Genomic DNA, 13,659 nt, shown 5'->3' with positions numbered 1-13,659 from the left:
CTTGTGACTTGGCTATGCCTGAGCTCGTTCCTATTTCTCAGACCTGAATCCTTACACTCTATTGTGTTTAACCATTTGTTACTCCCCTCATACAAAATACAAGAAAAAACAGGACATTAAAGCAGAATAAAAAGACAATAAAAGAGAGAATCTTTTGCTTAAGTAAGCTGTTGTATGTCTAAAATTTACAGTCAATTTTAATGACTTCCTTATCGGAATATAAAACGACTATGCAATTTAGAGCGAGAACAACTTAGGAACAAGTCATATCAAATCCGTTGATATCGGAATTATTAATCTCTCTCTTTTCTTTCTCTGCGTCCTCTGCGTCCTCTGTGGTTTAATCATTCCGATGCCACCGGATTAGATGTCAGAACAGAAATGCAATAAAATTCATGTTTCGGAATAGATATCAGAACAGAAACGCAATAAAATTCATGTTTTAAGCACTTAAAAACGTCCTGTTAGCGAAAAAGTTGTTATAGTCCAATACGCTTGGGTTAGCCCTTTCAGACGAATTCCATTTCACGAATTTTTAGGATATACAGACTTGTGAAAGGAAGTCAGATTGTTCTTACTTGAACCGTATTGTGTTATAGTTCACTCGTGAACGCAGAGACACTATTTGTAAGGTGTTTGTAGGTGCTCTTCGGTGCAGTTGGCCACAAATACTGTAAAATTTGCTGTCTTGCGTAAGTCCTATATTTGTTAATACCTTGCATTTCCACTTCCCCTTTCCCTTTGTTCAATGGGAGAGCACAGCCGTGCCAAGAGTAACAGCTAGCCCCAAAGCGATTAGCATCAGAAAAATTTGCTGCTTTCGCTTGTGAAACAGTCGAATTAAAAACCACGTTCCCACCAAAAAAGAGCTAATGAACAGCGCCACCTTAATACTCCCACTAGCATTTAAAGTAAGGCCGGAGCCGACCGAGTTGCTGATGCCATTGCTGTCACCAGAATTAGCTTGGCAATTGTCGCTGGTATTGTGGTTATAAAGCTCTCGAACTTTTTCCCCGTACTGTTTGAGAGAGTAGCCACCTAAAATGTTGGAATAGCTGGCATCAATTTTACTGCCAGAACCCCCAAAGTGTTTCTGTGCTACTCGCTCAATTAAGCGATCGCCCTTGAACACCTGCCCAGTTTTAGGGTCAATTTCCTGTTGGCTGCTGACTAACTTCTCAGCTAGAGAATTTTGCAAGACTTTATCCTGAACAGCAGGAGGAAAATATTGGAAGAGTTCCTCTCTTGTAGGTTTTTGGCCTTTGTTGACGTTCAGGATAAAGTTAGCCCCCCCAGGAATTGAACTGACAGCACGTTGCACGTCTTCCCGGTAACTCATCAACTGATAGCGACCGATCGCCCGCCCGCAGTTGCGAGATCCTTCGGTACAAACCATCTCGCCAATGGCTTCGTAGTCGGCATTGGCTGCACTTTCTAAATTGGCGATTCCTTCGGAAAGCTTCGCTAACGCCTCCCCTAATGAAGCCACATCCACACCGCTCACGTAAGTTGCGGGGCGCGCGCACTCTCGTTTGGATTCATGTACAGGCTGAGCTAGTAAAGCATTTTTTTTAGCTTGATTTGAACTCAGTGGCTTTGAAGGTTTTGTTTCAGATGCGACGCCTTTTGAGCGAGAAATACTGTTAGAAGAACCGCCCTCCAATCGACCGACAAACATAGGCGAATTAACGCTGTAACTGAGAAACGGAACCGGACCAATAATGTAAGGCGATTTGCCACAGGGTAAACTAAACCTAAAGTACAAAGCCGTGTCAATACTATCGCTGGTTTCTGACGGTTCCATTACCACTACTTTAAACACTTCCCCAAAAGGATGCCTGCCCGTCGGTTCCCAACCTGCCAAACAGCCAGAACCGCCTCGCACTTCCTGATATTTGCCACTGATCCACTGCTTGCCTTCTAGCGGCCCTGTGGCCCGGCGACCGGCGTTTTCCATGTCGTCGAGTTCGATATAAGCGCAATCTTTCTCGCACGCTACCGCAAATCCTTCTACATCAGAACCGGAAATTGTGTTATTGCGCTTGCTCTCGTACCGACTGTAAATCATATCAATTCGCATGATTGTGCTGCCAATGGACGCAATAGGAACAGGAAAACTAGAAAGCGGGACTTGACTCAGCAGCGGAATATTGCTGATGAGTTCCTCTGACCAGCCAGAGAACTGTTCTAAATTTACGCTATTAAGGTTGGGAATTTGGGCGATCGCAAACTCAGATAGGTCAATTTGGTTAAGTTTTGCCTGCGCTAGTTGCGGTACTTGTTTTATAGCTTGAGCAATTGGCAATTGGCTGATGTTAGGGTTCACTCCGGCTATTTGAGAAAATAAAGAAGCAATTGGAGGAACATCGCTCAATTGAAATTGGCCCAGATTCGGAACAATTTCAGCCAAGTGACCAACTGTTTGTTTCCCAGCTAAGGGAAATGCTGACAAGCTAATATTCTCTAAATTGATATCTCCTAGTGCCAATTGTTCAATTGCTTGCAAAGATATAATTTCAGGTTTTACGTCGTTAATGTCACCCAGTTTCAAGATGTTGTCAACAGCAGTGCCAGCTTGCCAGCTTCGACCGCCAGAACTTCCAGAACTAGCAACGGCGGGCAGGGAACTAAAGGTCATCTGACTCCAATCTGGCAGCAAAACTCTAGATTGTTCTTTTTCCCAAATTTTAGTAGGTAAGGAACTGGCGCTAGCAATTGATGGAAAGCTGAAGAAAGTAATGTAGATGACAGCAAAAATTAGGCAGAGTGTACTGGCAGCTATTAAAGCATATCCTACCTGATTTAATTTTTTTAACTGCTTTGGACTGTTCATTGGAATCCTATTTATGTTAACTAAAATCGGTCAAAAAAGCTGCTCTACTTCCGATTTAAAAAACATTTGTACTGTCTTTAAAACATTACCAAAACTAGAGCAGCCTTGCAGAAATAACCAATCAGCTAAACCTCCCTATCCCTCTCTCCCTTTCCTGCTCTCCCCTCTCCATTTTAGGACTTACCCAAAAACCCGGTTTTTGAGGGTAAGTTCGTCATTTTAGGTTGAGAATGAGAACAACAAACCGGGTTTTTTAGGTTGATGCGTCCAGGACTACATTTCTTTAATCAAGCTCCAGCTCCAACTGTGGATTCGGGCGGACTGCTGAATCTGTCCAAGGAGTATCTGCTAGGTTGGACAAGTCATAGACATTTTCTTGGTAAGCGTTGTCAAAATTACCTTGACGAACTTCTGTGGATGATGAGTAACCAACTGTCAAATCAGGTTCGGACTCGTAACCCGATTTGCTATAGCCAGAATTAGGTTCAGTCCATGAATTGTGCATGGTTTTTGTTATTTTATGTGGTAAACAATTCCAATTTAAATCGCATCTAGTTCCTGCAACTTCATTCCTGTGAGCGATTTTGTTCAGTAAAAATTACCCCCTCCACATGGAGGGGGCAGCTCTATGAAAGTTACCTAACGGCTCTCAGCACTGGGCAATTCTACGAAGTTGGTAAAAATGTCTTTTAAGAAAAACGATCGTTGCCATTACTGAGGTTTCCTCTGTCGGCGCTGCCGCGATGCGGCCTTGATTGCTGACATATCCAGCGGAGTTGCTTCACCACTGTCTAGCCCTACCTGAATTTCCTGCCGCAATTCCTGTAAGCGAGTTTGTTGGAATTGTTCCCGTTCTTTCAGCAGGCGCAACCCTTCACGGATTACCTCGCTAGCAGAATAATACAGTCCGCTTGAGACTTTCTCCTGGACATACTGCTCTAACTCCGGTGTCAAAGACACGTTCATGCCTGAGTCCTCCTGTAATTTGGGCTATTCCATTTTCGCTTTAATAACAGGGAATAGCAATTGTTGTTATTATTGCACTAAAAAACTCGCTCTTGTGTACAAGCGAGTTGAGCAATTGCTAAAGTAAATCTCGCGATCGGTCGAAATGAACCAATAGACATCTCCAAAAATGAATCTGAAACCCTTATCGTGCTTAGACTTATCTGTAATTTATGGAGATGTATAATTATGCCCCAAGTGGGTTTCCAACTAATCCAAATCTACAATGATTACCTACAGTTGACCTGGAGAGAGCGATCGCACCCAACATTTTGAGCAAAGCAAGTTCATTTTTCCAACCGCGATCGCGATCGCATCGCTAAAAACTTTTTGCGATCGTGCAATGAAACCGCTAACTGCACAAGACATACTCCAGCGTTACTCAGAATACCGGAGTTACTCAGAATACCGGACATATTCCGCATTTTTTAATTGTTCAATAACTCCAAGCAAATCACTTGGTTTGGTGCGAGAACACCTCCGACTTTTATTACTTGCAGCTCTCCTGTTTCGTGGGAATATTGTGCTTTAACTTGGGCAATTGCTGCATCTAAACTAGATGCCTGAGCAATATACACCTTCTCAAGAGCACTTAGTACCCAAATAGGTTTGGGCCACTTATGCCGAGGCTGGAGAATTGAATAGTGAATCACTTGACCAGTGTACTGAACAATTTGCTCGATCGCAGTTTCCGAACAAAACTCCCTCAATTCTGACTCAATACATTGTTTGAGTTCTTTCGCAGGAATCTGCTCAACAACTGATTCTAAGAGCATTAATGCCGGTCTTGTCTGCTCTAATTGAGTGTGTTCCTGCACGACTAATGACTCTACGAAATGACTCACCTGGTTGATGATTGAGTCAAAATCTAGCTCCATCAATAAATGACCTAAATACTCCCTTAACAAATTTCTTAGCTTTTCATCAGAGATATTGATACCGCAGGTTTTCAGATAAACTGAAGGTTTATTACCCAAATTCCGACCGCAGCCAACTTCTCCATTAGCTGCATCTTCTGCTTCTATCAGTTCCATCAAGCGCGGATAACTGGTTGTATCATCTATTGTGGATTGGGGCTGGGAGGGAATTGAGTTACTCATCTGTCTGTCCTTAATGTTTCAAAGTAATTAAGATTGTCGGGTTCTTCAGGATCTGGACCGCAGTCTAGCAACCCCACTTTCAACTTTCTATAAAATACTAGCGCACCAGGCAATGCGTGGAAGCCTATCCTTCCTTGGTATCCTAGTTCCTCACTACGAGCGATCGCAAAATCTATCAGAGTTCCACCTACTCCTTTATAAGTGGGAGGATTGCTAATAGCTGGTCGATTCCAGGGAGCCGTTGCTAGGGCTCTGACATAGACCAATCTTCGTCTCAATTGAGACTCAATATAGCAGCGTTTTTTTAAAATATCGATAGTCATTAAACCCTGAGTTATGCCATCACACTCAATGGCATATAGTTCATCTCCCGGTAAAAATTGAGTTCGATAGCTTTTGCTAACCCAATTCCAGTATTCATCTTCTTCTCCACTCCCTCGAAGGGTTGGTTCCCAGAGGGTTGTGGCATCTTCTAAATGCTTCTCAGTAACGGATGTCAGGATAGCATTAACTACCTGTCGATCTCGAACTCGAAGAAGCTGGATAGGGCGATTCAATTGCCAAACCTAATTATTGTGACAACTACATTATATGTCATAATCTTTAAATTTAAATTCAAGCAATATTTTCCCACCCACCTCCCTCTAAAAATCTTTTTCAAAATCTAATCGTACAGACGCTAACGCAGCCGTTTGTAAAAAGATTACAGATGGCAAACCAGGCTGCGACCTTTTAGGCGGCACTTGGGATAGCCAAAACAACTGTTGCCGACTCTAAAGTTGGCAACTATTTTAAATCAAAACTAGGCAACAACTGGTTTTTTTTATACCAACCGCCATCCTTTATGCCTCTTACATTATTCCTAAAGTTCAGGACTTAAATTGATTTACAAAAAATAGACTTATAACTCAATACGCTTGGGTTAGCGCTTTCAGACGAATTTCATTTCACGCATTTATCGGAGCTCCAGACTTGTGAAAGGAAGTCAAATTGTTCTGAGCCCAAGCGTATTGACTTATAACTCGTATATTTCCCAAATAAAACTCATCATCCTCAAGCTACCTAATGTCAAAAACTCCTTAAAAATAGTAATATTTCGTGCATTGTGGACACATTGATATTCTTGTACTATTTTTATCGACGGAACTAATTATGAAACCTAATCCGCTAAACAAGCAGAAAATATCAACCGCTATCCCAACTCTTTTGACCCCCAATAAGCTTAAAATAGCTCAGTTGAATGTTACACTTAAAACTCCTTACCAACTGATTGATACTGCTTTCAATCTTGAAACAGCCCTTCAACCATTCCAACAAGCAAAAATCATCGGTATAGACTGCGAAACGACAGGGCTAGACCCCTACAAAGCCAAAATTAGATTGTTACAACTTGCCATTCCCGGCCATCCAGCGATCGTTGTAGATTTATGGGCCATTGAACCGAGTTCCCTCGAACCATTACGCTTGCTCCTAGCCAGTCCTGCACTCAAAGTAGGTCACAACCTCAAATTTGAATGGCAAATGCTCGCTTCTGCCGGACTGGAACCATCCAAACCTTTTTTCGATACCTATCTGGCTTACCGAGTGCTGACGGCTGGACTAAAATGCCATTTGTCCCTAGATGCTGTCACTGAGAATTTGTTGAAAGTAAAGCTAGACAAAACGCAGCAAGTTAGCGATTGGTCGGGAAACTTAACACTCGCTCAACTCCAATATGCTGCTACCGATGCTGCAATCTTACTCCCGCTGGCTGCTGCTCTGCAACAAAAACTGAAAGCTTCTAAGCTTTGGAAAACTGCTTTACTAGAGTTTGCTTGTCTGCCTGCGGTGGCTTCTATGGAACTCAACGGAATGCTTTTAGATAGAGAACAGTGGAAAGTTTTGGGAGTCAAGCTCTGTCATCAACGCGACTCTCTTTTAAAACAAATTAATTCACAACTCCATCGACCTAACCCTAATCAACAAATCTCTCTCCTGCCGGAATTTACGGATACAATTAATCCTCGCTCTCCCAAGCAAGTCTTAGCGGCTTTGCAAGAAAAAGGTATTCCTGTTACTTCCACTAGCTCTCAACATTTAATTCCTTTGCAAGGCGAGTATCCCGTTATTCAAGCACTGTTAGAGTACCGCAGCTTATCTACTCGTATCGATACTTTTACTCTGGGTTTACCTGAACGCATTCATCCGATTACAGGGCGCATCCATCCCAATTGGTTTCAGATTGGTGCTAGATCAGGACGGTTTAGTTGTCGAGAACCGAATTTAACGAATATCCCCAGAGATAAGGAAACCCGACAGTGTTTTAAAGTAGCACCCGGTTGTGTCCTGCTCAAAGCCGATTACAGCCAGATTGAACTGCGGATTATGGCGAAGGTTTCGGGCGATCGCACGATGGTGAAAGCCTACTCTCAAGGGGAAGATTTGCACTCTCTGACAGCTTCTTTGGTGCTGGCAAAACCCTTATCTGAAATTACTCTCGAAGACAGACAGCTCGGTAAAATCATTAACTTCGGTTTAATTTATGGCATGGGAGTTACGAAATTTAAGAATATGGCTCAAGCAGAGCATGGAGTCACTTTAACGCTGCAACAAGCTTCACACTTTCGTAAGAAGTTCTTTGAATCCTATACAGGTATCAAACAATTTCACGGCAAAGTTCGGAGCGCCTGGAGCCGAGGTATTCGAAAGAGTCGGACAGTCTTAGGCAGAAGGAGATTATGGTCAAAAGATACTAAACCGCTGCTTAACGAAATGCTAAATAACCCAATTCAAGGGATGAGCGCTGACATTACTAAACTCGCTCTTGCTCTCATTTTTTCACCTCTAAGCTGCACGGATGCTAAACTGATTTGTGTGGTTCACGATGAAGTTTTAATAGAGTGTCCTGTTGAAGAAGTGCAGTCAGTTAAAGCCTTGCTTAAAAAATGTATGGTGAGAGCGGGGAATAAGTTTCTCACTCCGATTCCTTGCGAGGTAGAAATTAAGGTGATGGAAAGTTGGGGAGGTTAACGGGGAAAGATTGAGCAGCGGGGAATTTCGGGTGGGGCTGACGGGGGCTAGTTTGGTGGTCGGGTACGGCAAACAGTGGCTTTTACAGGTTCTCAGTTCTCGTCCCAAAACGTTAAAAGCTTTGCAGAGAATCAGGTTCACGGGTTCTCAGATTGAGGTGCGAGTGGGCAGAGAGGAAAAATTGGGAGCTTCTAACGCCCTTACCCTATCGCTCGATGATTTCAACTAGAACCCTTTCTGCACCTCGACATCATAGACGACAAAGTTTGGATTCAGCACGACGGAACCGAAGACGGCATTGCCTATGAGCTAGAAGCCGCAGGTATCTCAAAACACCCTATCGTTCTCGCCTTCAAATCCCTAGAACGTCGCAGACTAACCGAATATGCTGTGTCTTGAGGTAACTGTAGATTACTCTTAGTTTAAGAAGTGATTTGCTAGTGAATTTTTTTTAGGTACTCCAAAATCTTCTCAGTTTTGGCAATCTGCCCTTGCTTTCTATACAAATCAGCAGCCTTTTGCCAATCTGCTTTAGCTGCCTGCTTATCACCCAACTTCAAACGACAACCTCCCCGCTTGTAGTGGAGATCGGCGTAATTGGGTTTGCTGAACAAGAACGTGATCGCCAAAACAAGGTCTGAAGCACGATCTGAAGTGGAATCATGGAACCCTCTGCGTGTAAATCGCTTCAACCGCTTTAGGGTAGCCAGGAGTGCAGAAAATAAAGCTACTGAACAATTCTGAATCAAGCCAATCGCCCGATCGCAATCCTGAACTGCGTTCAGGTAGTCTGCTTTTTGGATGTAAGCAACTGCGCGATTGTAGTAAGCTTCAATATGGTCAGGGTTGAACTCTAGCGCCTGACTTAAAACCTCAATGGCTGTCTGAAAATCTTTCTCTTTGATTTTTGCAAGTCCCAGTTGATTTAGTTTATCTGCCCTTGGTTTCCAGACATACTTATGACAAGTTTCACAGGCTTCTTGTGCCACCTGTATATCTTTCTGGTCTGTAAAAACCTCACTGGGATTATTCAAGGCAGGGTGAAACCGCAGGCGATTGCAACAAACTTGCAACCATTCTTGCCAACTACCTATCCATAATTGAATTAGACCATTTACACCACCAGTAGCTATTACTTGTTGGAATGACTTTGCGTAGGGATTTAGAATTCTATGAAAGGCAACCGAAGAAACATTAGCCTCTTCTTGAAGCGGTTGACTTACAGGTTCACCTTGTCGATTCCACAAGCGAAGTGTTCGATCGTTACCAACACTCGCAATTAATTGCCCATCAGGACTGAAAGCCACTGCATTAACAGAATCATTATGTCCTCGGAAAATTCGTCCAATTTGATTACCTTTCAAATCCCAAAGGCGTAGGGTACTATCCTTGCTACCGCTAACAATTAGTTCTCCATCAGGCTCGAACGCAACCGAATATACACTGTCCTCATGTCCTCGAAATGCTTCTCCAATTTGATTACCTTCCAAATCCCAAAGCCGTAAAGTTGCATCAGTACTACCACTGACAATTTTTTGTCCATCAGGACTGAAAGCCACTGATACAACAAAGCTTTCGTGTCCTCTAAAAGGTTCTCTAATTTGTTGTCCCTTCAAATTCCAGAGTCGCAGAGTCCGATCGTGGCTACCGCTGACAATTCGTTCTCCATCAGGACTGAAAGCTACCGCTTCGACTGGTCCTTCATGTCCGTAGAAAGACTCACCAATAAGCTTGCCCTCTTTGTCCCACAATCTTAGAGTTTTATCCGAACTACCACTAACGATATATTCATTGCTAAAAGCAACAGACTTAACAAACTCTTCATGTCCGAAAGGGTTTCCAATGGGCTTGCCTTGAATATTCCATATTCTCACAGTGCAATCATCGCTGCCACTGACAAACCGTTGTCCGTCTGGGCTAAAAGCGATGCCTCTAACCCCCAATCTATGTCCCTTAATAGGAGGCACAAGAAGGCTTCTTTGAAGACTCCAAAGCTGAATAGTTTTGTCAGAACCACAACTGATAATCCATTGTCCATCAGAACTAAAAGCTACGGCTCTAACATCACCCTGATGACCTTTAAAGGGATAGCCAACTGGATTACCCCTCAGATCCCGCAATATTAAGGTATTGCCACCACCAGAAACAATCCATTTTCCATCAGGGCTAAAAGCCACTGAGTAAACAGCCAATGTGTGTAAAGGTTCACCTATTGGATTTCCATCTATGCTCCATAGCCGTATATTTAGGTCATCGCTACCACTGACAATTTGTTGTCCATCTGGGCTGAAAGCAATTTCATGAATGTGAAATATACCCTCTTGCTGAAACGGTTGACCTATCGGCTCACCCTTCAAATTCCACAAGCGAATTGTATTATCTGCACTACTACTTGCAATTTGCTCTCCATTCGGACTAAATTTAATTGAAGTAACCCTATCTGAGTGAGCTAAGATAGGTTCAGCGATCGATTCACCAGAGAATCTCCAAAGTCGAATTACTCCACTAGCATCACCACTAGCGATAATTTGTCCATCTGGGCTAAGTGCTACAGAATTTACATAAGCTTCGTGTCCTTCAAAGGAGTATTCAAACGCCTTACCGCGTAAATTCCAAAGACGCACAGTGCAATCATTGCCTCCACTGAGGATTGTTTGTCCGTCTGGAGCTATAGCAACCGATTTCACGCCGCCTTCGTGAGCTTGAACAGCTAGTACATCAAGCTGGCTAGCTAATCTGCAAATGTAAATCTCTCCTCCCTCATCACCACTGACAATGATATTGTTATCTTGGCTAATGGCTACTGTTCCGACGATGGAATGGTTGTGTCTGTAGAGAGTTCTTGAAACATATGCCTCTTCCATTGCTTTATTCAGACTTACCTGAACTGGAGCAAGAAGGTTACCTGGCAGTTTTTCTAAATTTGTACCAACTGATTGGATAGCTAGTATCAAACTATTTAGAGGTTGAGTCTCTATTGAGTTCAGTACTATAGCGGACTGCTCTCGCAGTCTTGCTTCAGTTAGTGCTTTGTCAAGCTTTTTAATCCGATCTTCTTTCTCAAGAAGAAGGCGATCGCGCCACTCAACACTGGCGTCAATAAATTGATGTTCCCCAGGACTGAGAGGGATAGACCTCAATTCAAAAATACCTTCATCTCTCAGTTCTAATATTCGCTCTAACCTGGAACCTGCAAGCAGTTCCTCATTGGCTCTGTCTTTATCTTTTTGCAGCAAGTCTTTCCATCGTGCCATATCCTCAGCCAATCGGGACTTAATAGCAAGGACATCTTTTGCTTCTTCAATCCACTGTTTCAACGTATCCCAAGATGACAGCAAGGCTTCATGAGCAATCTCGATGGTGGATTGCTTGCTTTGGTCTTTATCGTCGCTAACCAAAAGATTTTCGTTGACTAGCTTATTGACAGTACTGATTGCTAGAGAGTCAGTGAACTGAGACCGATAAGCCCTCTTACTAACGGCTCTCCCAAACGTATCAGCGTCTCCAAAACCAGTAACATTGACTAGATTCAAAAAGATGTTTTTTGCGGCTGCCTGCTCATCAGCACTCAAATTGTTAAAGACTTGCTCTACTCTCTTCTGGAGTGATCCTCTCACCCCGCCCAGGTTCCGATAAGTTGACTTATTGAGCGTCCGATCGCTAACATCATCGTTGCGCCATAGCAGTTCCAAGGTATATTGCAGCAAGGGTAAAAACCCTGCCTGTCCTTGCACATCCTTGATAATCTCCCCAACTAATCCTTCCTCAAATACGACGCCATGCTGGGCAGCAGGTTGCTCGATTGCCAGCCACAACTCATCCCGATGCATATCGGCGATCAGACGCATATTGCCGTGCGCAATCCGACCCAGATCTGCATAGGGACTGAAACGGTCTAGAAAGTCAGCCCGCATTGTCATTACGATTTTGACCGAGCTGCTCTGAGACTCATGCAAAGTCTGGTACAGTCGAGTCAGACTCTCAATGAAGCGATCGCGCTTCCCTGGCTCACTAATCGTGAAGAGTTCCTCAAACTGGTCGATGTAGATGAACCAATACTCCTCTTCCCGCTTCAGTGTTGTCACAACTTTGCTTAAGGTACTGACCTCACTTGCTAAAGCCAGTCCAGCCTCCGTCTGGCTGCGACCTTTTGCGAGCAGGGCAGAAAACAAAGAGATGAATGGGTCTCGATCGGGCTTGAAGATTAACTCTGTAAACTTCGTGCCAAGACTTTTTCTTAGCCTAGTAATCAATCCAGCCTGAATCACGGATGATTTTCCGCTTCCTGATGCTCCCAGCAGTAGAATCAGATTACTTTGAGTTACATCCTGCATCAGGCTGAGAATTAACTGATCTCGACCAAAAAAATGTTCCGAGTCTCCCGGCTCAAACTTCTTCAACCCCTTGTAAGGGGAAGTCTGATTCAGCGTGCGAGTCTTAATCTCATCCACTGACACATATTGAATAACCTGTGTCGGAGAGAAATTAAAAGTATTAACCCCATCCCCAAATGTAACGTTGCTGACAGCGTTACTCATGTTCTGGTAGGAGTTGCCAATAGCTTCCTGGTTCATACCACTGGAATTCCCCAAGCATTAGCAATCAGTTTTGCCACTGCTATCGTTGGTCCAGCCAAAGTCTGTACCCCTTCCAAGCCTTGTTTGAGGGTAGCGATTGTCTGAGCGACTAACCCTTTGTCGGGTTCCGGCTTATTCAATTCCCCTTTGAGCTGATCGACTTGAGCCTCTGCGCCTGCTTTCCTGAGAGGATCGATCTCGCTGTTGCTAATTGCCTGCTGCAACTTCTCTAAGGCACTCAGAATCTCCTGCTTGTGAGTCAATGTTTGGTTAAAAGTCGTGGAAGCAGTGTAGTTTCCACCCTGATTCTGACCGGGTTGGAGGTTAAAGGCATTATTACCATCCCCAAACGTGGTACCACTCACAGCGTTCGTCATCTGTTGAGCCCCTGAAGCAGTAGAGGGAGATGGTGCATCTAAAACAGTGTGCAGTTGAGCTTTCAATTGGCTCTTTTCTTCTGGCGCGAGATCTCGAATGATGCCCAGAACTTCATCTACGCTGTACTTTGGCATTTTTTACTCAGTAAATTTGAGAAATTACGGTTCTAGCACATCTATTGCATCTTTTGTCTGAGAATTCAGGGAAAATTTGCATTTACCTGGGTTTGCGAAGCTTACTCTTCTCACCTCACACTGTTACCCGCTCGCTAAATTTGGGCATTCTAAGAGAGAGCAAGCTTGAATGGGAGATGATTGAGATCTGTGTCCCGACCGATTAAGACGGGTACTCAAAAAAAGGGGGTCAATTGGAAGCGGGCAAGGAAAAGTCATCAAGGAAAACAAGACCCCAAAGTCCGAAGCCAAAAACAGGCAGATTTAGAGATGTTGGAATTATCGGCAGCTAGCAGAGAAATCGACTTAAAGTATTTAGACGAAATCAACAGTAAAAGTTTTTTTGATGCCAATAAAACCCTACTATTGCTGTCGATCGTATGCTCAAATTTTCTCGCAAGCAGGCGGACGATACTCGAATAATTCTTGCTCTCTGGCCGCAAACAAAGAGCGATCGCGACCAGTTGCAAGCCGAGCAAAGGACGCTTTATTCCGAATCCCCTGGATCTCCTCAGAAGAACGCTCAGATGACAGCACAAACTGAGTTCTCTGATAACGCAGATCGGCCAATTCAATTTTACCAG

General features: G+C 43.7%; 12 protein-coding genes. 3 read left to right on the top strand and 9 right to left on the bottom strand.

Annotated elements, in window-relative coordinates; genetic code table 11:
* Positions 1 to 745: 745 nt before the first annotated feature.
* The 6 genes from QT974_RS19660 to QT974_RS19635 all read right to left on the bottom strand — a co-directional run bounded on the left by QT974_RS19660 (position 746) and on the right by QT974_RS19635 (position 5,495).
* Positions 746 to 2,833 carry a hypothetical protein gene (locus QT974_RS19660; RefSeq protein ID WP_333470110.1) on the bottom strand — a complete coding sequence of 696 codons (2,088 nt, stop codon included), beginning with the start codon at positions 2,831 to 2,833 and terminating at the stop codon, positions 746 to 748.
* Positions 2,834 to 3,116: 283 nt separating this feature from the next.
* On the bottom strand, positions 3,117 to 3,338 hold the full coding sequence (locus QT974_RS19655) for a hypothetical protein (protein WP_293228635.1): 222 nt from the start codon (positions 3,336 to 3,338) through the stop codon (positions 3,117 to 3,119).
* Positions 3,339 to 3,544: 206 nt separating this feature from the next.
* Positions 3,545 to 3,799, bottom strand: coding sequence for a type II toxin-antitoxin system ParD family antitoxin (locus QT974_RS19650; protein WP_293228632.1), 255 nt, complete (start codon positions 3,797 to 3,799; stop codon positions 3,545 to 3,547).
* A gap of 273 nt (positions 3,800 to 4,072) precedes the next feature.
* Positions 4,073 to 4,207 carry a hypothetical protein gene (locus QT974_RS19645; RefSeq protein WP_333470109.1) on the bottom strand — a complete coding sequence of 45 codons (135 nt, stop codon included), beginning with the start codon at positions 4,205 to 4,207 and terminating at the stop codon, positions 4,073 to 4,075.
* Between the two features lie 59 nt (positions 4,208 to 4,266).
* Positions 4,267 to 4,938, bottom strand: coding sequence for a hypothetical protein (locus QT974_RS19640; RefSeq protein ID WP_333470108.1), 672 nt, complete (start codon positions 4,936 to 4,938; stop codon positions 4,267 to 4,269).
* Complete coding sequence (locus QT974_RS19635) at positions 4,935 to 5,495, bottom strand: hypothetical protein (protein ID WP_333470107.1); 561 nt, start codon at positions 5,493 to 5,495, stop codon at positions 4,935 to 4,937. Before QT974_RS19635 ends, QT974_RS19640 begins: the two co-directional genes overlap by 4 nt.
* A gap of 595 nt (positions 5,496 to 6,090) precedes the next feature.
* Here QT974_RS19635 and QT974_RS19630 point away from each other — a divergent pair.
* Genes QT974_RS19630 through QT974_RS19620 form a run of 3 tightly spaced genes read left to right on the top strand, consistent with a single transcriptional unit; the run spans position 6,091 to position 8,346 of the window.
* Positions 6,091 to 7,947 (top strand): bifunctional 3'-5' exonuclease/DNA polymerase, encoded by a 1,857-nt coding sequence (locus tag QT974_RS19630; protein ID WP_333470106.1) that lies wholly within the window; start codon positions 6,091 to 6,093, stop codon positions 7,945 to 7,947.
* Between the two features lie 10 nt (positions 7,948 to 7,957).
* Positions 7,958 to 8,176, top strand: coding sequence for a hypothetical protein (locus tag QT974_RS19625; protein WP_333470105.1), 219 nt, complete (start codon positions 7,958 to 7,960; stop codon positions 8,174 to 8,176).
* An 8-nt stretch (positions 8,177 to 8,184) separates the two neighbouring features.
* Positions 8,185 to 8,346, top strand: a complete 162-nt coding sequence (locus tag QT974_RS19620; RefSeq protein WP_333470111.1) for an element excision factor XisI family protein — start codon at positions 8,185 to 8,187, stop codon at positions 8,344 to 8,346.
* A gap of 38 nt (positions 8,347 to 8,384) precedes the next feature.
* Here the strand turns inward: QT974_RS19620 and QT974_RS19615 are convergent, their stop codons facing one another.
* The 3 genes from QT974_RS19615 to QT974_RS19600 all read right to left on the bottom strand — a co-directional run.
* Positions 8,385 to 12,521, bottom strand: coding sequence for an nSTAND1 domain-containing NTPase (locus QT974_RS19615; RefSeq protein ID WP_333470104.1), 4,137 nt, complete (start codon positions 12,519 to 12,521; stop codon positions 8,385 to 8,387).
* Positions 12,518 to 13,036 (bottom strand): hypothetical protein, encoded by a 519-nt coding sequence (locus tag QT974_RS19610; protein WP_333470103.1) that lies wholly within the window; start codon positions 13,034 to 13,036, stop codon positions 12,518 to 12,520. Before QT974_RS19610 ends, QT974_RS19615 begins: the two co-directional genes overlap by 4 nt.
* Positions 13,037 to 13,459: 423 nt before the next feature.
* The coding region (locus tag QT974_RS19600) for a hypothetical protein (protein WP_442933195.1) at positions 13,460 to 13,659 on the bottom strand (200 nt) is incomplete at its 5' end.

The sequence above is a fragment of the Microcoleus sp. BM001215392 genome (assembly GCF_036700185.1).
Taxonomy (GTDB): domain Bacteria; phylum Cyanobacteriota; class Cyanobacteriia; order Cyanobacteriales; family Microcoleaceae; genus Microcoleus.
This window is presented reverse-complemented; position numbering and strand designations above follow the sequence as displayed.